This window comes from Geotalea daltonii FRC-32 (assembly GCF_000022265.1).
Classification (GTDB): Bacteria; Desulfobacterota; Desulfuromonadia; order Geobacterales; family Geobacteraceae; genus Geotalea; species Geotalea daltonii.
In genome coordinates this window covers 1,923,397-1,942,741 of sequence record NC_011979.1, presented here as the reverse complement: position 1 = coordinate 1,942,741, position 19,345 = coordinate 1,923,397, and the positions used below count along the sequence as shown (strand labels likewise).

General features: G+C 54.2%; 14 protein-coding genes. 11 read left to right on the top strand and 3 right to left on the bottom strand.

The window, feature by feature from the left end:
- Positions 1 to 35: 35 nt before the first annotated feature.
- The 4 genes from GEOB_RS19300 (at position 36) to GEOB_RS20420 (ending at position 5,985) form a co-directional block, all read left to right on the top strand.
- The gene (locus GEOB_RS19300; protein WP_012646839.1) at positions 36 to 2,642 is read left to right on the top strand and encodes a hypothetical protein; all 2,607 of its coding nucleotides are present in this window, start codon (positions 36 to 38) and stop codon (positions 2,640 to 2,642) included.
- Entirely contained in the window at positions 2,639 to 4,993 is a 2,355-nt protein-coding gene (locus GEOB_RS08710) for an endonuclease MutS2 (RefSeq protein ID WP_012646838.1), read from the top strand. Before GEOB_RS19300 ends, GEOB_RS08710 begins: the two co-directional genes overlap by 4 nt.
- Before the next feature lie 13 nt (positions 4,994 to 5,006).
- Complete coding sequence (locus tag GEOB_RS20425) at positions 5,007 to 5,474, top strand: dihydrofolate reductase (RefSeq protein WP_012646837.1); 468 nt, start codon at positions 5,007 to 5,009, stop codon at positions 5,472 to 5,474.
- Between the two features lie 67 nt (positions 5,475 to 5,541).
- Positions 5,542 to 5,985, top strand: a complete 444-nt coding sequence (locus tag GEOB_RS20420) for a tetratricopeptide repeat protein (RefSeq protein ID WP_012646836.1) — start codon at positions 5,542 to 5,544, stop codon at positions 5,983 to 5,985.
- Between the two features lie 152 nt (positions 5,986 to 6,137).
- Here GEOB_RS20420 and GEOB_RS08695 read toward each other — a convergent pair whose 3' ends face one another.
- Positions 6,138 to 7,385: a porin gene (locus tag GEOB_RS08695; RefSeq protein ID WP_012646835.1), complete on the bottom strand. Its 1,248-nt coding sequence runs from the start codon at positions 7,383 to 7,385 to the stop codon at positions 6,138 to 6,140.
- Positions 7,386 to 7,665: 280 nt separating this feature from the next.
- Here GEOB_RS08695 and recO point away from each other — a divergent pair, with 280 nt between their 5' ends.
- From recO to GEOB_RS08675, 4 genes are all read left to right on the top strand, one after another.
- Positions 7,666 to 8,400, top strand: a complete 735-nt coding sequence (gene recO / locus GEOB_RS08690) for a DNA repair protein RecO (RefSeq protein WP_012646834.1) — start codon at positions 7,666 to 7,668, stop codon at positions 8,398 to 8,400.
- A gap of 71 nt (positions 8,401 to 8,471) precedes the next feature.
- A complete protein-coding gene (gene dnaB, locus GEOB_RS08685) occupies positions 8,472 to 9,845 on the top strand; it encodes a replicative DNA helicase (protein WP_012646833.1) in 1,374 nt (457 codons plus the stop codon).
- 37 nt (positions 9,846 to 9,882) lie between these two features.
- A complete protein-coding gene (locus GEOB_RS08680) occupies positions 9,883 to 11,181 on the top strand; it encodes an enoyl ACP reductase FabMG family protein (protein WP_012646832.1) in 1,299 nt (432 codons plus the stop codon).
- Between the two features lie 15 nt (positions 11,182 to 11,196).
- Positions 11,197 to 11,889: a response regulator gene (locus tag GEOB_RS08675; RefSeq protein WP_012646831.1), complete on the top strand. Its 693-nt coding sequence runs from the start codon at positions 11,197 to 11,199 to the stop codon at positions 11,887 to 11,889.
- Between the two features lie 148 nt (positions 11,890 to 12,037).
- Here the strand turns inward: GEOB_RS08675 and GEOB_RS08670 are convergent, their stop codons facing one another.
- Entirely contained in the window at positions 12,038 to 12,766 is a 729-nt protein-coding gene (locus GEOB_RS08670; RefSeq protein WP_012646830.1) for a YdjY domain-containing protein, read from the bottom strand.
- A gap of 26 nt (positions 12,767 to 12,792) precedes the next feature.
- Entirely contained in the window at positions 12,793 to 15,216 is a 2,424-nt protein-coding gene (locus GEOB_RS19295) for a VTT domain-containing protein (RefSeq protein ID WP_012646829.1), read from the bottom strand.
- A 392-nt stretch (positions 15,217 to 15,608) separates the two neighbouring features.
- Between GEOB_RS19295 and GEOB_RS08660 the strand changes: the two genes are divergently transcribed.
- From GEOB_RS08660 to GEOB_RS08650, 3 genes are all read left to right on the top strand, one after another.
- Entirely contained in the window at positions 15,609 to 17,045 is a 1,437-nt protein-coding gene (locus GEOB_RS08660) for a sigma-54-dependent transcriptional regulator (RefSeq protein WP_012646828.1), read from the top strand.
- A 195-nt stretch (positions 17,046 to 17,240) separates the two neighbouring features.
- Positions 17,241 to 18,035: a cytochrome c3 family protein gene (locus tag GEOB_RS08655; RefSeq protein ID WP_012646827.1), complete on the top strand. Its 795-nt coding sequence runs from the start codon at positions 17,241 to 17,243 to the stop codon at positions 18,033 to 18,035.
- Between the two features lie 92 nt (positions 18,036 to 18,127).
- Positions 18,128 to 19,192: a beta-propeller domain-containing protein gene (locus tag GEOB_RS08650; protein WP_012646826.1), complete on the top strand. Its 1,065-nt coding sequence runs from the start codon at positions 18,128 to 18,130 to the stop codon at positions 19,190 to 19,192.
- Positions 19,193 to 19,345 lie beyond the last annotated feature (153 nt).

Below are 19,345 nucleotides of genomic sequence, written 5' to 3'. Positions count from 1 at the left end.
GTTATTATCACCGAAGTCCTGTTTATGGAGTTTCCATGTTCACTTTGAAAGAATCGGTTGACTGCATAGAAGCAGCAGAATCGGACATTACAGACATTTATAAATCGCGATCTGCCGTTGCTATCACTCCAAACGGCCTTCCCAAGCAGCTATACGAAGCATTCATCTGTTCAATTAAAGAAGGTGAAGCACTGCAGGTCTACGTTGCACTCGCCACCCGCAACAGCAAAAAAGCTCTTGTCTACATTGCTGCAGGTGAGGCAGCCATCCTGGCGGGACCTGAACTGCTGCTGGAGGAAGCCCTGGAATTTTTAAAGGACATGGGCTTCGAAATGGAGCATGTTGACCTGAATTACAGTGTTGCCTTGAGGGAAGTTGTGCTGCGCGGCATCCGCGTTATCCGGCCGGTAAGCGCCGCAAGGTTGGCTGCCAGAAAACAGGCAGCCACAGAAAAAACAGCAGCTATAGAAGACGGAGAAACGCGCCGTGTCGAGGAAGACTCAGCGCGAAAAAAAGCTGAAGAAGCAGCAAAGGCTAAGGCAGATAAAGAGCGCAAAGCTGCTGAAGAGGCAGCAAGGATCAAGGCTGAAGAGGAGCGGAAGGCTGCTGAGGAAGCGGCGAGGGTCAAGGCTGAAGAGGAGCGGAAGGCTGCCGAGGAAGCGGCGAGGGTCAAGGCCGAGGAGGAGCGGAAGGCTGCCGAAGAAGCGGCGAGGGTCAAGGCCGAGGAGGAACGGAAGGCCGCCGAGGAAGCGGCGAGGGTCAAGGCCGAGGAGGAACGGAAGGCCGCCGAGGAAGCGGCGAGGATCAAGGCCGAAGAGGAGCGGAAGGCTGCCGAGGAAGCGGCGAGGATCAAGGCCGAAGAGGAGCGGAAGGCTGCCGAGGAAGCGGCGAGGATCAAGGCCGAAGAGGAGCGGAAGGCTGCCGAGGAAGCGGCGAGGGTCAAGGCCGAAGAGGAGCGGAAGGCTGCCGAGGAAGCGGCGAGAATAAAAACTGAAGAAAACCGACGTCTCGCCGAACTGGCCACCGAAGAGCGGCAGGAAGCTGAAAAGATGGTGGCGGAAAAGGCGGAAATCGCCCGGCAGATCAAGGAAAAGCTTGAAGCTGAAAAACTGGCTGCTGAAGAACGGATTTCAGCTCTGTCGGAAGCTGAAAAAAATGCCGCAGACACCATTTTGGAAGAAAAAGAGGCTGCTGAAAAAGCCCGGGCGGAGAGACTTGCTGCAGAAGAAAGATTGGTGAAACTGCTGGAAGCGGAGAAGCTGGCTGAAAAAAGAGCCCTTGCAGCACAGGACACCCTGGCAGCCGCCACTGCAGCGCGTATGGAAGCAGAACAGCTGTTCCTGCAGAAAAACGAGGAAGAAAAGATTGCAGAGGAGCAGGCGGAGGAGGTAAGACGCACTGTAAGAAAGACCAATGAGGACAGGATCGCTGCTGAAGAAACCGTAGACATCATCGGCCAGTTCGAAGAGCGTGCAACGGGACGGTGCATAAGTGCAAAAAATGAGGCAAAAGCTGCGGCGGCTGAAAAGGCTGCTGCTGAAGAGCTGCTGTCAGCAAAAACCGCAGAACTGAGAAGCGCACTTGAAGCCGCTGAAGCAGAGAGGATAATGATCGAAAAAATCCTCGAGAAAAAAATCTTTGCGGAACAAGCAGCTTATCAGGCTGCAGACACCCCATTGACAGCTTCTGATGCTCGCCGTGAAGAAACCATAGAAGCAGTTACTGAACCTCCCACTCCCCCTGGCGGAAAGGTGGACAGGTCTGCGGATGTACAGGAAGATCGAAAGAAGGAAGATCATTCCTCTGCAGTAGATATCAGCCTGCATAAGGCAGAGATCGAGCGACTGCGTGAGGAAAAGACAAAGGCCGAAGCGGAATGGAAAGCTGCAGCAGAGGAAGCATCCCGCCTGAAAGCAGAAACAGATCGTCTGATGGCTTTAAGATTGAAAGCTGAGGAAGAACGACTCAGCCTCCAATCGGAAAATGCTGGCTCAGCGTCGGCCCCTGGCGTCCAGGAGGAGAAAAAAAGGCACCAGGACAAATCTTCCGGGCGCAAGATGGCCTCCGAAGGGGAACTCAATGTATCCGTTTCTTCGGTAGGGGCATGGAAAAGAGCTGCCATGACCGCTTCTGACCCCATCGATTACGGCGGACCGCCCGTGGAAGCCGGCAGTGATCCATTTGCATTTCCCGACAACGATGATGGCACCTTTTTCAGCAACAACTCTTCAACAGGGGGCAGCGGCAGTACCTTCACCTGCGATCCTGCACTTCACAGCATTGAATATTCCTCCCAAGAAGAGATCATTGAATTGCATGAATCCTCAAACCTGGCACGGGTAGCGTTGGAAGGGAATCCGAGTCAGAGTTGTAAAGGCTACATCTGTGCCATGAAACGTGGGGAAGAATGCTACGTTTATGTGGCCATCGTTCTAACTGAAAACAACAAGATACTTGTCTATAACACTGATAACCAGCCGGCCTCTGCGGCCCAACTCCCCGGGGTCATCGCGGATGCGGTGCAATTTCTGGAGCTGATCGGCTTCATGACCGGCATGATAAAGCTGGGTACGGACAAAGCCGGCAGGGAAGCGGCAATAGGTAAAATACCGGTTTTGCACCGTCTCTCGGAGAATCGATGATAAAAAAGGATTCCCTGCACCTCCTTGAATTCGAAAAAATTCTTTCCTTCATTGCCGGTTTCGCCAATAGTGCCCCCTCCCGAAAATTCATCTCGGAAATCCTCCCTTTCCATATAAGGGAAAGGCTTGAAACACAGTTCGGCCAGATTGAAGAAATCAGAAGGCTGGCTCAGGTAAGGGTACCCCTGCGGCTATCGACCTTTGAGGATATAACACCGCTCCTGGAAGCAGTGCGCCCGGAAGGGGCAGTGCTCGACCACCACGACCTTGCCATCCTCACCCCCTTTTTTCAGGTGCTCTCTTCCCTGGCTAAACAGCTTGCCTATCGCAACGATATACCTCTCATCAAGGACCTGGCGGGAAATCTCACCGGTTTTCCACACCTCCTCGATCGACTGGAAACGACCCTGGATTTCGAGGGCAATATCCTTGACTCGGCTTCGCCACTGCTCCAGGATTTGCGTGGCAAAAAAAGGAGCCTGACGGCGCGGATCAGAAAACGGCTGGAGGAGATCATCCGCGAGCCGAAGATAGCTCTCTTCCTTCAGGACGAGTTCGTAACCCAGCGAGGGGGGAGATGGGTCATTCCAGTGCGCATGGATTCAAAAGGAATGGTGGCAGGGGTTGTCCACGATGTTTCAAATACCGGTGAAACAGCCTTCATGGAGCCACTGGAGATCATAAGCCTAGCCAATGAGCTGGAAAACCTGGGGGCAGAGATAAAGGGGGAGGAAATCCGCATCATCCGGGCCATCTGCCAGGAGATTCGTATTGCCGCCGATGACATAAACGTGGAATTCCAGACCCTCGTCCGACTTGATACCCTCAACAGCATAGCCCGGTTTGCCGATCAGCTCGGAGCAAATGCACCCTTTATCAACGATGGCGGTGAAATCGAACTGAATGGGGCGCGCCACCCGCTGTTGATGCTTATGCGCGACAGGGGCAACGGCCACGAACCGGTACCGCTCAATATCCGCCTCGGCACACCACCGGCAGACGACAGTATAATGGTCATCACCGGCCCCAACGCCGGGGGAAAAACCATCGCCATCAAGACTGTGGGACTTCTTCTGGCCATGGGGCTCTCCGGGATACCGATCCCGGCGGCTCCTTCTTCGTCCATTCCCCTGGCCGACAACCTGCTCGTGGACATGGGGGATGACCAATCCATTGAAAGCAGCCTGTCCACCTTCTCAGCCCATGTGGCAAATATGGCTGAAATCCTCCACAAAACTGGTAAACTAAGTATTGTGCTCCTGGATGAATTGGGAACCGGCACCGAGCCCGGACAGGGGGCCGCCATATCCTGCGGCGTTCTTAAAGAGCTGCAGGAAAAGGGAGCCCTTGTCATTGCCACGACTCACCTGACCGACATAGTGGCCTTTGTCCATCGGACCCCCGGCATGACCAACGCCTCCATGGAATTCGACCATGCTAACCTGACCCCCCTTTACCGGTTGCAGAGCGGCGAGCCGGGACAATCCCACGCCATCGACATCGCCAGGCGCTATGGTATGCCTGCAAAAGTCATCGACTTTGCCGAAAGGATGATCGGCACGAGAGAGGCCGATTTTCATGCCCTGCTGGCAGAGCTCAAGGAAAAACGACAGCGATACTCGGAATTGATAGCGGACCTGGATGCGCGGGAACAGAGGGCTGCCGAGCGGGAACGCCTTCTTTCCATGCGTCTGGCCCAGGCTGAAGAAGCAAAACGGCAGGCAATGGGCAAAGCCTTTGCCGAAGCCAGGGATGTGGTCACCACGGTCAAACGCGAGACAAGGGCCATCCTTGACAAGGCACGCCGGGAAAAGTCCGGGGATTCCCTGAAAAAACTGGAGAAAATGGGGGGGGAGCTGGAAAAGAAACTCCGGGAATACCAGGAAGATGTATCCCCTGCCTTGCAGGAACTCTCGGTGGGAGACACTGTTTTTGTCAGATCCCTTGGCTTTGACGCCACCATTGCCCGCATTGACGAAAAACAGCAGCGGTTAAGACTGAAGGTAGGGCATAGGGAGGTGGAAGTATCTGCCGGTGATGTGGCATTAAAGCGCGGGGTGAAGATGAAGGAAGAACCATCACGGCGAAAGGCCATCGAGGAGCCCGAGACCTCTCACGAGCTCAGGCTGTTGGGATTGAGGGTGGACGAAGCCCTTTCACAACTGGAGACATTCCTCAACAGGGCTTCGACCGCAGGACTGGGAGAAGTGAAGATAATCCACGGCACAGGCACCGGTGCATTGATGAAAGGGGTGCGTGAGCATCTGGACGGTCATCCGCTGGTAAGGGAATACCGCGTCGGCGATCAGCATGAGGGGGGCAACGGCGTAACCTTTGCTACAATGCGCTGATGTTGGCGGTTTTATGATCATATCGCTAATAGCTGCCATGTCAGAAAACAGGGTTATCGGTGATAAAAATACCATCCCGTGGGACCTGCCGGCAGACAGGAAAAGATTCAGGTCACTCACCCTCGGACATCCGGTAATAATGGGAAGAAAGACCTTTGAAAGCATCGGTTTTCCCTTGGATGGGCGGAAAAACATCATCGTCACCAGGCAGAAAGACTATCAAGCCAGGGGATGTCTGGTTGCCCATGATCTGCCTGCCGCCATCAAGCTAGCCGGCGACGTAGAGGAAATCTTTATCTGCGGGGGGGGTGACATTTATCGTCAGGCGCTCCCCTTGGCCAACAGGATCTACCTGACCGTCATCCACCAGGTTTATGAAGGTGATACTTATTTCCCTAAAATAACCGAAGAATTTGTCGAAGTGGAAAGTAACACCGCAGATAATCTTCCCTCATATACTTTCCTTCTGCTGGTCAAGTGAAGCTGGTTCAATACCTGCATCGGTTCTGACAACCTGGACAGAACGGGGTGCAGTAAGAGGTGTGGCAATGAAGTCGAAAGAAGCAGAGGAACTGCACGACAAGGGACTTGAAGCACTCGAACGTGATCATGACTATCTTGCCCGCACCTGTTTCGAGCGGGCAGCGACTCTGGAAAAGACACCGGAAAACCTGTCCTGCCTGGCTCTCTGCCTGGCTAAAACGCGGCGCGAATACGCCGATGCCATAGGCATGGCCAGAGAAGCCCTTGCTGCCGACCAGACCAACCCGCTTCTGCACCTCAACCTGGGAAAGGTTTATTGGCTGGCAGGAGAGAAGGAAAAGGCACTGCAGACCCTGCGTAACGGCATCCAATACGACAGCGGCAACAGGATAAGCCGTGAACTGGCCCATTGCGGAAGAAGGAAATCTCCGCTGTTCCCCTCCCTCAAGCGAAGCCACCCTTTGAACAAATATCTGGGATTACTGCTCTCCCGCCTGGGGTTGCGATAAATCATGGACAGAAAAAAAGGGCGCCCCGACCGGGGTGCCCTTTTTTCTGTTTTCCATCCGGAAAACTTACGATGTGAAGCTCTCCGGCTTCCCCCCTCGATCCCCCCTATTTCATAGGGAGATCGAGGGGATGTAAGCAGAGGAGTATTTCATCAGAACACGAAACCAAGCGTCACCTGGAACTTGTCGTTATCAAGTGCTTTCTCTCCGGCTTTGCGATGGTCGTCGTAAACCTGGTAATCGGCCTTCACCGATAAGGTTGTCGTCGGTTTGAAGACGATGCCGAAATTGGTGTAGTTTCGGTCGTATTTGCCGCTGGCCTTGCTCGGATCACCTATTGAACCCTGCTGGGTATCGAATTCAGAATAGCGGGCAAAGATCAGGGCATCGGCCTCCGACAGCTTACCCTTCTTCAGGCTCTTCGGCAGGACATGGTAGGCACCCTCGACCCAATAGCCGGACATGTTGTGGCCGATATCCGTTACCCCCAATGCGCGAGGATCGTCCTGGTAGACATGCACATATTCTCCTGCCAAGTCAAGATCGCCAATGCTGTATTTGCCGTCAAAGGCTGCGATGGTGGTGTATGCAGTGCCTACCTTGGCTGAATTGGCGGTGTAAAAGGAGAAGTTGGTGTAGAGGTTGGTGAAGGGACGTACTTCCAACCTGCCGGCAACAGCCTTGTTCCTGTTTACGTCGGCATTCAGGTTCTGCCTGCCGCCACGGACGCCGTCCTTGGCCGAAAAGCCTGCGCCGTCCAATCCGTTCATCACCAGCAACTCGTAATCTACCTTGGTCCCCAGAGAGCCATAGATCCCTGCTCCCATCTCAGACCAGGTTGAGGGAATCAGATAACGGTCCAGCTGTGGCCTTTCGCTGGAATTGAAGTTTGTCGGCTCATGGTAGAGATTAGTCGCACCTAGAGGAACGAGCATGATACCTGCTTTGAGATTGAGGGGACGCGACAGCTTGAACTGGAGAAAAGCTTGCTCCACCAAGACCTCTCCCGAAAGTTTTTTTCCGTCCTTCACGTCACCACCGACGCCGCCGTGCTCCCATTCCAGTTCGGTATTCAAGGTGATCCAGTCGCTCAGGTCGGAATTTACATACAGGACGAAGCGATGCGGATCGAAGGCATTGCTCCCTTTGCCGTTGCCGTTTTCACGTGTCACGATGTAATCCAGCTCGCCGTATCCACCAAAGCGGGTATTATCCCAGACTTTCTTCGCATACCCGTCCCCTCCACTCTCCGCTGAAGGAGCCGGCGCCTTGATCGCCTTCACCTGGTTACGTAATTCATCAACCTGCTGCTGCAGTTCTTCAACTGTTGCCGCGCGGGCCATGGATGCCATGCTGCCCAGTATGGTTACTGCAGCCATAAGTACAAATGATTTTTTCATCTCTTTTCTCCTTTTGTTTTGATTACATTTCACGCGTGGCAACGTTAACCCTCCTTCGACCACTGATTGTGATTTTCATTTTCTCGATTTAAATAAATCTATACACAGTTGCCATTGCACTATACAACAGCACATACACTTCCCCAGCCCACCTTTTTTAAAACTGAAAGTAGATTTCAAATAACACGAAGCCCTCTTCCCTGTCAACCGTGATTATCATTATTTTTTTCTTAAACGAGCAGGATTGACTGTCGGCGCGACAAGATGGTAACGTGTGCCGATGCATAGTATAGAGTGTGACACCGTGGTGCTTGGCGTCCTGGATTACGCAGATGCGGATAAAATCGTGACCCTTTTTACACTGGAAAACGGCAAAGTAAAGGGGCTGGCCAGGAATGCGAAAAAAAGCCGCAAACGTTTTGGGGGTGCGTTGGAGCCCTTTGCCAGGCTACGCCTGCAGCTGACGCTGAAGGAAGGGCTCTCCACCCTGAATGGTGCGGATGTGATCAACGTCTTCCCCCATATCCGTGCCGACCTGTCGAAGATAGCCAACGCTGCCTATGCCTGCGAACTGGTGGAGCAGCTTGTTGGCGAAGGCGAACAAAACCCGCGCCTCTTTCGGCTGCTTACCGCCTACCTCGAACACCTGAACCTGACTGACCACGCCCCCTCCGACCGTCGCTTCTTCGAGGCAAATCTGCTGAAGGTGCTCGGCTACCAGCCGGAGCTCGCCCGTTGCGCATCTTGCGATCAGGACCTGGCCAACATGCCGCAGCTCCGCTTCTCACCATCCTTTGCCGGCATCCTCTGCAGCTCATGCGGCAGAACCGGCCGGCCCGTTTCGCCCGAAACCCTCTCCCTGCTGATCCGGTCCCTGACAACGGGCAGGTTCGGGCTGGTGCACTTTTCGCCGGATGGGCTGGCAGAGGCAGGCGCCATCCTTGATGCAGCAATCGCCTGTCATCTAACCCGCCCGCTCAAATCCCTGAACTTCATGGAGCAGGTTTCCTGTTGACCCCATAACGGCAGCAAGGTATATTGACGCGTTCATTTTCACTACCGGGTTTATTGCCCACGGATATGCAGATGCAAACAACAGATATGAGAAAACTGCCGCCACAGAGTCTCGAAGCCGAGATGTCCATCCTTGGCGGCATTCTTGTGGATAACGATGCTATCAACCGGGCTCTGGAGATCATCACCCCCGACGATCTGTACCGCGAATCCCATCGGAAGATCATGCGCGCCATGATCGAACTCAACAACCGCAACGAGCCGTGCGACCTCATCACCCTCACCTCGATCCTGAAAAAAAGAGGGGAACTGGAGGAAACCGGAGGGGGCGCATATCTGGCCACCCTGGTCGATTACGTCCCCATGGCGGCCAACATTGCCTATTACTGCAAGATCGTCAAAGAAAAAGGGGTCACCCGCAAGCTTATCAGCGCCGCCACCGAGATCGTCAGCCAGGGTTACGAGGATAAGGTGGACGTGGAAGAACTGCTGGACACCGCCCAGAAGGTGATCTTCGAAATCTCCGAGAACAAGCTGCGCCCCGCCTTCTATCCGGTCGGCGCCATCCTCAAGGACACCATAAAGAACCTGGAGGCGCTCTATGAGAAAAAGGAGCACGTAACCGGCGTTCCCACCGGGTTCGTAGACCTTGACGGCATGACCGCCGGTTTTCAACGGGGAGACCTGATAATCATTGCCGGGCGACCTTCCATGGGCAAGACTGCCTTTGCCCTGAACATTGCCCAGCACGCAGCCATCCATGGCGATCCCAGATGCCCGGCAGCCGTTTTCTCGCTGGAGATGAGCAAGGAGCAGCTGGTTACCCGTCTCCTCTGCTCCGAATCCAGAGTTGACGCCAGCAGGGTGCGCACCGGCCATTTCCAGGAAACGGACTGGCCGAAGCTGATCAAGGCGGCAGGCGCTCTCCATGATGCAAAGATCTTCATCGACGACACTCCCGCCATCTCGGTGCTGGAAATGCGTTCCAAATGCCGGCGCATGAAGGCTGAGCATGATATCGGCCTGATCGTCGTCGACTACCTGCAGCTCATGCGCGGCAGCTCCAACCCGGAATCCCGCCAGCAGGAGATCTCGGAAATATCCAGATCGCTTAAGGCGCTGGCCAAGGAACTGGATGTGCCGGTGGTCGCCCTTTCCCAGCTGAATCGCGGTCTGGAAAGCCGCACCGACAAAAGGCCCATGATGAGCGACCTCCGCGAATCGGGCGCTATCGAACAGGATGCCGACATTATCATGTTCGTCTACCGGGAGTCGGTCTACTGCGAGAAATGCAAGAACAAGGAGCAAACCTGTGAAGAAAGCCATGTGGGCAAGGCGGAGATCATCATCGGCAAACAGAGGAACGGCCCCATCGGTATTGTCGATCTCGCCTTCCTCGGCGAACACACCAGGTTCGAGAATTTGAGCAAACGGGAAGATTTCTGATCTCACACCAGTTACTTACGAAAGGAATATTGTAGATATGACTACTTATCACGCACTACGCCAGGTACCGGCAGCGGCTCAATACAAGGAAGGGGACGTGCTGGTCCTCTGCGGCGAACTGTTCGGCCGGGGCTACGCCAACGGCATTGTCGACGAGGCACGGAAGGCCGGGATGACAATTATCGGCACAACCGTGGGCAGACGCGACGGTGACGGCACCCTGCGTTCGTTGAACGGTGAGGAACTTGCCGAGGCTGAAGCAAACATCGGCGGCAAGATCATAAATATCCCCCTGGAGGCGGGTTTCGATATGGAGCCATGCGGCCCTGATGGCCGATCAATTGCTGACCAGCTCAAGGGGGTGAAGCCTGACGATTGGGAGAAGGTGAGTTTTGATTGGAACCAAATCGAGCAGGCACGCCAGCAGGGTGCCCGTCGTTTCAAAGCCAACCTGGGGCTTGTTGCCGACGAGCTTGCCCGGCTACTTCCCTCAGGAGCCAATGTAATATTTGCCCACACCATGGCAGGAGGCATACCAAGAGCCCGTATTTTCATGCCCCTTCTCAACCGCGTTTTCAAGGGGCAGGGAGAGCGCTTCCTCCCATCGGAGACCTTCTGGAAATCCGATCTGGGCAAGCTGTGCAAGATAAGCTTCGATGATGTCACCGGCGACACCTTCCGCTACCTGATCGATGCCACCGCCGGTCTCAGGGACAAGATCAATGGGCGCTACACGGCTTACGGCTACCATGGCTGCGAGGTTCTTATCGATGGCAACTACACCTGGCAGTCATACACCCCCTACCTGCAAGGCTGGGCAAAGATAAGACTGGAAGAGATTGCCGAAGAAGCATGGAAGTCTGGGATCAAGGCCACCGTCTTCAACTGCCCCGAAATCCTGACCAATTCCAGCGCCCTTTTCCTCGGCGTTGAAAACTCGCTCTACATGCTGCTGGCGGCATTGGAGAAAGAAGCGCCCGGCCCCGCAGCCGATGGCATCAGGACCGCATGCCTCGCCCTCCTTGCCGATGGCATAACCATCGACGACCTGCTCACCACCGCCCATGACTACCTGACCGATCCGTTAACCGTTGCCGGCCGCGATCTCAGCAGCTGGCCCCAGCACAATAGCCTCCCCCTGCAAGAGTTGATGCTGAACAGCTCCGCCAAATTGATCGCCATGAACAGAAACCCCAAAGAAATCGTCTGCGCGGTCCTCTCCCAGGAGGTTTTCCGGGGAGTAGGAAGGCTGATGTTCGACTTTTCCTGGATGCCCGATGCACCCGTTGTCTGGTTGAACCACGATGTAATCGCCAAACGGCTGGCGACTGTTTAGGACGGGAGAAACAACATGGCAAAGGTCCTGCTGGTGGATGACGTCAACATGTTCCTGGAAATCCAGAAAGGGTTCCTTCAACGTTCGTCGGTCACTATCCTGACGGCAAGGGATGGGGCAGAGGCCCTGGCGATCACTCGCGCCAAGCGCCCCGACGTGGTCTTCATGGACCTGCATATGCCGAACATGGGGGGGGCAGAATGTTGCACCGCCATCAAGGCCGACGCCGCCTTGCGCTCCACCACGGTGGTGTTGATCACCTCTGTGGGAAAACCGGACGATGAAATTCTGTGCAGGAAGGCAGGCTGCGACAGTTTCCTTACCAAACCGCTTGATCGTAACGACTACCTGGAATTGGCCCGCACCTACCTTCCCCAGATCGACCGCCGTGAAGATAGGCTGCGCTGCAGCACGAAAGTCAGATTCACCGTATTCAGCGTCAGCCTCTCCGGTGAAATTTGCGATATCAGCAACCATGGCGCATACATAGCCGCCGATTACAATATGGAAGCCAATGCCGTCTTGAGCATCATCTTTGCCCTTCCCGGCGATGGCGCCATCATCCAGGCCAAGGGCCGGGTGGCCTGGCTCAACACATCCAGCGCCCGCAAGAAAAAGAGCCTGCCCGAGGGCTTCGGTGTCGAATTCCTCGATCTCTCCCCGGAGGCAAAGGCAGCCCTGACAAGCTTCATTGCCGCAGCAGGCTAGCCTGTTATTGCGACTGAATCCCGGCCACACGGCATCTTGCAGCAAAAATTCTTAAGGGCTCCTGCCGGATTGTTGAAAAACACCAAGAGGAGCCCTATCTGTTCCAGCGGTCAATCGTGCCGAAGTTTCTCCATCTGCTAATCTGAACCTATACCGATTTCAGGACGATTTCCACCTTTGTCCCCGGATGGGGCATCTTCTTCCAGTTAAAGCGGTAATAGTTTTTCGTCTCCTTGAGGGGAACCGAGTTGTCGGCAATAACTCCGCCATTGCAACCCGATGGGCAGACAATACACCCGGAGGCAAAGTTGATGGCCTCAGCGGTTCCATGGTATACGAAATGAGGGGTGTAGGGCTTGATGACCTCCTTGCCGTCCACCAGTATCTTTTCTTCGATCAACTCTTCCATAGCCCGTTCCACCATTTTGCCGTCCTGCTTCCAGCGAACCGAAACCAGTATCGGATCGCCGTCCAGGTAATCGTCCATCTGCGTGGTCGACTTCAACCCTGAACGCTGTTTCACTTCCGTCATGGGAATCTGGCGTCGCGACTTGATACCTACCGATTTAATCGCCTTATCCAGTGCAGCACGATGTACTTCGGTGGAAAAAATGAAAAAAGGGGCCATTTTCCCGTCCTTGCTGCCGAAGAAACCCTGGAAACGCCGGCCCCAGTCGCATACCGAGGGCTGGGAGCAGTCTTTAACGACCGTTGCGGTCACCCTGACCTCCCGTGTCCGGCCATTGGTGGTCAGGGTATCGCTCCCATACTTGTCTGTTTTTACGGCAGCCGGCTTCTGCTTTGCTGCGCTCGCCGAAAGGGCAAAAGAAAGAATCAACGAAGCAAGCAGTGTAATACGCAAAGCCAATCGGTACATGTGAAACCTCCTGTAATTTTGATTTTCTATCTTGTCAGCAGCAGAGCCAGTGCTCTTACGGCAACCCCGGCCGCCATGACTGCAAGCGAGCGGCCGGGATGTAGACGAAATCCGCCGACGACCAAAGCGCCCAGCACTAACGGAATACCGGGAACGGCCAAAAGTGCCGCCGCAGCCCACCCTATCCAGATGGGCGCCGGAGACAGTGTATCCTTTCCCTTGCGCCGGTAGTACATCGGCAACAGGTCCCCCAGGATAAACCTGCCGATCGAAGCGGCAACTCCGGTCACCAGCAGGTCAGCTCCGGCAAAATAAGCCATGCCGGTCCATGTGCCGAATGCCGAAGTAAAGGCCACGTCGGTCCTTAACGACGAGAACGGGAAAGCAAATGCCGCCATGGCCTGACAAGCCAGCGCAATTCCTGCGGCCCGCATCCCGGACATGGGCACGAGGTATTCTACAAAGCGGGCAAGCTCTGCATCCTGTAAACGGCTTGCCACAAAGAGCAGGTTGAACTCGATGGTGTACAGATAGGCGTCCAGCGCCCAGAAAAATTTCCGGATCAGGGTGTACGTACCGGCAGACAATAAACAGAGCACGGCAAGAACGGCCGCCTTTCTTTGCAGGCTTCTCCGCAGGTTCCAGGGCACCGCCGGCCGAGGCGCCTGAAGAGATCGACCTTTGTACCATGCAGCGACCTTGGGAATCAGCGAGACCGCCACCAGCAAACCAATGCCGATGAAAAACTCCCGCGACACCCTCCCCTTCAATACCCCGAGCAATGAACTGGAAAAGGTAATATAGGCAATGGTGCCGGGCAGCATGAAGATAAAGGTCGCCACGGCATATTGGAGGAAGGATATTTGGGTGAGACCGAAGGCAAAATTGAGTAGGTTGAAGGGGAACAACGGAATCAGCCGGGTAACCGCCACCGCTTTCCAGCCGTTCTTCCCGGTTTCGTCGTCCAGTTTGTTCCAGCGGGAGCCGACCAGACGGCGCTCTACCCAGTCCCGCGCGGCGTAACGGGCGATGAGGAATGCAGCGCAGGCGCCCAAGGTGGCGCCGATGATCGTATAGACGACACCCCAGAATGGCCCGAATACCGTAGCCCCGGCAATACTGAGGGGCAGGCCGGGGAACATCAGTGCAGGAGCGACGATGTAGCAGGCGATGTAGACGAGTGGTGCGACCACCCCGAAGCCGGCAAACAATGTCCGCAGTTTTTCCGGCTCCAGATATTGGCTTGCCCCACCCACCCGGACCAGGATAATTACCGCCGCCAGGGCAGCCAGGAACAAAAGAGGCCGGAGCTTTCCGCTTCGGGAGGCGTTGGGATTAACCCGCTCCCTCGTTACCGCCGCGGGCACGGTACCCTTGAATCGGGATTTGAGACGCAGTCGATTCACATAGGTAATCAGCCCCGAAGATGGCTTGGGAGTGTAGCAGAGCATATCCAGGACATGGGTTACCGGCAGCTTCTTTCCCAGGTGGTTGGCGCATCCGGCACAATAGGTTACAAGCCGCCTCCCGGCAGCTTCATCCACACGCAGCGCTCCCCAGCTGCCCGCCAGATCCGGGGCCAGCGGACTGACCGTTCCCCCCTCACCGCAGCACAAGGCAGTCTTTCTGGCATGCGGCATCTCTTCAATACTGTGGCCGGCTGTTGCAATCAGCGTGCGCACTGCCCCCTGCGGCGCTTCGTCAAAGCGGATCACGCACGGGTCATGGATGGTCACCGGCACAGCAGGGGCATCGCTGATCCTTTCGGGGGTGATCTCGGCCAGCAGTTCATAAACGGTCTTTGTCTCAAACTGGGGCGCATAGTCGGAAAAGACCTTGTAACAGTTGGGACAGGCAACCAGGACCCGCTGCACGCCGTGGGATTTAAACCAATCGGTCATTTCATTGAACATCTGCTGAAAAAACTGCTCCCGGCCCAAATCGTGGGAAGGCTTTGCGCAGCAGTCCATTACCAGCCCAAGGGCAGGAACCGACTCCTTGAGTTTTTCATAGACCGCCATGGTTGCAGCAGGCCTTGTTCCCGGCAAAGCGCAACCCGGGAAAAATACGGTCGTACACCCCTCGGGCAGGCCGTACCAGGTGAAACGCCGCGACATGCCGGTCCGCTCGTATGCCAGGAGCCCCTTGTGTTCAGGAAATGAACCTTTGCCTCGATCCACCGCCTCGCGTCGCATCTCAAGAAATAGTTTTTGCGGATCTACTCCCTCCGGACATACAGCCGTACAAAGGCCACAGAGACTGCATTCAAAGCAGATGCTGCTGTTTTTGGAGTCCACCGGATCATAGGAGCCGGCAATGTCACGGGGAGTGCCGTACAGTTTCAGGTAGGCGCATTCCCGAACGCAGACGCCGCAGCCGGTGCAGCCATTCATTGCCTCTGCCAACATCTTAGCCAAGGATGGCCGAATTTTGCCCATTGAAGAATTCATCCCGGTGCCTCCTGAAAACCGCTGACACCCTAACAAACACATTCGGGCAAAGTCAAATTGGAAATATCGAAAAAAATGATTATATCTATCGTTTTTTTAAATATTGACGACGGCAGTACAACCTCGCCTAACCACGAAGAACACCCGTTATTTTACCGAAATTGTTTTTAATTCTAATCCGCCAATTATCATTAAACCTGAATATATCTATACTGCATGCGAGTGATCAGCAAAAAAATGCCCTAACTAATTAAATTATAACCTTAAACATTCTAACCATATATGCGTTTTCCTGAATTAGTTGTCATTTTTCTATCCACCATACGAAATTTACGGACCAATTTGTGCTAAGGCTCCAACAGTCATCAAAGTCACCGTGGAGAAGATAAAAAATGGGGGAAAAAAGGATATTGATCGTAGAGGATGAAAAACTTATCTCTCTTTCCTTGTCCTTTATGCTCAACAGAAGAGGCTTCATTGTAGATGCAGCTGCTTCAATTGCTGAGGCGAAAGAGAAATTGAAAAGCTTCAGGCCGTGCGTGGTGCTGCTCGACCTCTGGCTTCCCGACGGCAGCGGCCTGGATCTGCTCAGCCGGATCGAATCCGAAAGGAAAGATATAAGCGTTATTGTCATGACGGCCAACGCCGATGCCGACTCGGCAGTAAAAGCTCTGAAACTGGGAGCTGAGGACTTCATCGGCAAACCTTTCAACATGGAAGTCTTTCTCCATGTCATCAACAGAACCTTTGAAAAGCGGCATCTGGGTGAGACCGCCGATTTTTTTCACCAGGAATTGCGCAAGAAAACGGAAGACGACAAACTGGTAGGAACCAGCGAAGCCATGGTAGATCTTTTCAAAATGATCAAGGTCTGCTCCGAAACAGATGCCAAAACTATTCTGCTATTGGGTGAAAGCGGCACCGGCAAGGAGCTTGTTGCAAGGGCAATCCATTACCACAGCGCCAGGGCAGACGCTCCTTTTACCGAAATAAACTGCGCGGCTATCCCGGAAAACCTTCTGGAAAGTGAGCTGTTCGGCCATGAGAAAGGAGCCTATACCGACGCCGGCAAAAGGCGAAAGGGAATTTTCGAGCTGGCCGAAGGTGGAACGGTCTTTCTTGATGAAATCGGCGACATGCCGTTGTCCATGCAGTCCAAGGTGTTGAAGGTCATCGAAACCAAGCGTTTTAGACGTCTGGGAAGTGAAGAGGACATTCAAGCCAATGTGCGCATCATTGCCGCCACCCACCAGAATCTGCAGGCAATGGTCAAAAGCAGCACCTTCAGAGGCGACCTGTTCTACCGTCTGAACGTCATGAGCATTTGCCTGCCCCCTCTGCGGGATCGAAAAGAGGATATTTCGTTATTGGTCGGCTACTTCATCCGCCGTCTGAATGAGGAATATGGAAAAAAGGTGGAAGGCATATCCGAAGAAGCCCTGGCGTACCTGACCGCCTATGACTGGCCGGGAAATGTCCGCGAGTTGCGCAATGCCATCGAGCGCAGCATGATGTTGGAACAGGAAAAAACCATCTCACCCCGATTTTTAAATATTGAAATAAAGCATAATTTCGAGCAGAAACCGCAACCTACGGCCAACCATGGCCAGCCGGGCAATTCGACTCGCTTTGGTGGTGTATCTGAGACCGTCGGCGTCTCCATTGTGGAGCTGGAACGGCGAATGATCCGTCAAGGATTGGAGATTGCCGGAGGAAATCAGACCAAAGCGGCAAAATATCTTTGCATCAGCCGCGACACCCTGCGCTACCGTATGAAAAAATTCGGTCTCCGGGGCGAAAGAAAAAGAACGGGAGCTGCTGCTACCTGATCTGCCCAAGAGCTTGTTTTTAAAAAATTCTCGCCCTTGCATCAACATCGTTCTCATGATTCCCATTCTTGATCCTTTGGGGGAAGGGTCAAGGAGTGTGGTCCACGGCGCTACGCCTGGCCCCATAAAAAGGAAGAAAGCCAAACGGAAAGAAAGCGGCAATACAAAAAATCGGCTTTCAAATGAGGATGAATTATGAACCTAAAAATCAGAGCAGGTATAGCCGCCCTACTTGTCGTCGCAAGCGCAACGTTCGCTTACGCCGGACTGGTCAACTATACCGAAGGGACGGGTGTGGCCACCTCCCCCCACAACATGAACCTCTATCTCCCCATCGCCTCCGGCGGAACAACCTCGGGCGACCCGAATCAGCAGGTGTGCAAGTTCTGCCACACGCCGCACAGCGCCAGATCGACCGGTGAAACCGGTTACAACCCGCTGTGGAACAGGAACCCGGTCACGCAAAATTTCCTTCCTTACAACGGCCTTCTCAAAGAAGACTACATGGCGGATCCGACGTATCTGGATAAAGCCCTCTCCCTGCAAGCGGTAATCGATCCCGCCGACATGATGGACGGGCCATCCCGTCTCTGCATGAGCTGCCACGACGGTACCACCGCCATCGACTCCTACGCCGGCAAGATCGGCTCGTTCACCCCTACGGCACCAGAGGTAGTACTGGCTCCTCTCGGTGACGGCCACTCCGGAGAAAGTGGCGGCAATCTCATGAACGACCACCCTATCGGCTTCAGCTACAAGCAGGTTGCAGCCAATGATTCTTTTATCCGGCCGGCCAATGTGGATATAGGGTGGGTCCCCGCCGCGGACAGGAAGTGCACAAAGATAGAAGAACTGCTCTACAAGGCAGATAAACTCACCTGCGCCTCTTGCCACGACGTCCATAACACTGCAGCCAGGACGGCAGCCAAACCACTGCTGCGGGTTAAAATGGATGGATCAAAACTCTGCCTGACCTGCCACGACAAGTAACTCGATACATCCACCTGAAAGCAGGCCGTCTCAGGCGGCCTGCTCCTTCCGCCACTCCAAGCTGCACAAACATCATGTATCCGGAGACGAGAATGCAGATCCACAGCTCCACAAACTCCACCCTCAGGTATCGGCACATCCTTTTTTTTCTTTGTCTTTTAATCTACCTTCCCGGTTGTTTTGCACCCAAACAGGTTAAAGCCCCGGTTTTCTTCCCGCCTGCTCCCGATGCGTCGCATGTTCAATATCTGACCAGCATCTCTTCAATCAATGATATCAAATCATCGATTTTTGCAGACACGCCAGGCGTTAATGAAGTGATCGCCAAACCCTACGGCATCGCGGTCAGGGGGAGTAAAATCTTTATATCTGATGTACCCTTGGGTCGAATCACCACCATAGATCTCAATGAAAAGACCTTCCACCAGTTGGACACTGAGGTACTGAAATCTCCCATCAACATCTCCTTCGATGATGAGGGCAATGCCTTTGTTGCAGATACAGGGAGCAAGAAGGTAATTCGTTTCAATGACGATAATCCCACTGGCACGTTCTCAATCGGCGATATGAAGCCAACTGATGCGGCCATCAGGGGAAAAGAACTGTACGTAGTAGACTACAACAGCAGTGAGATCAAGATATTTGACCTGCAAACCGGCGAGCAGACCCGTGCAGTCGGCAGGGACAGCAAAGAAGGTGAGACCCTTTCCTTGCCGACTAATATGGCACTGGACAAGGAAGGGAATATCTATGTTACCAACCTGGGCACCTGTCGAATCATCAAAATGGATCCAAATGGCAAGGTGTTGAAGGCCTTCGGTGCACTTGGGGACCGCCCCGGGCAGTTCAGCAGACCAAAAGGTATCGCAGTGGACGATGCAGGGCTGATCTACGTGGTGGACGCCGGCAATCAGGTGGTGCAGATTTTTGATCCTGACGGACAGCTGCTGATGTTCTTCGGTGAAAGAGGCTCTAAAGAGGGGACTCTAAGCATCCCCGCCGATATCGCCATCACCCGGGAAAATCTTGAATACTTCAGGACCTTTGCCGATCCTTCCTTCGAGGTGGAGCAGCTTATTCTGGTTACTAATCAGTCCGGTCCGAGAAAGATCAGTATCTACGGCTTCGGCCACCGCAAGGAAATTGCCGGAAACTAGTTCCTAAAGCATCAGTTCCCCCTCCCCAAACATGGGTCACATCACCCAACTGCACCCCCGGTTGAGTCATGTGACCCAATCGTTCCTCACCATTCAGACAACCACATAATACGGTACAACAGCTCCTGGAACCGATTGTCCATCAATATAGTT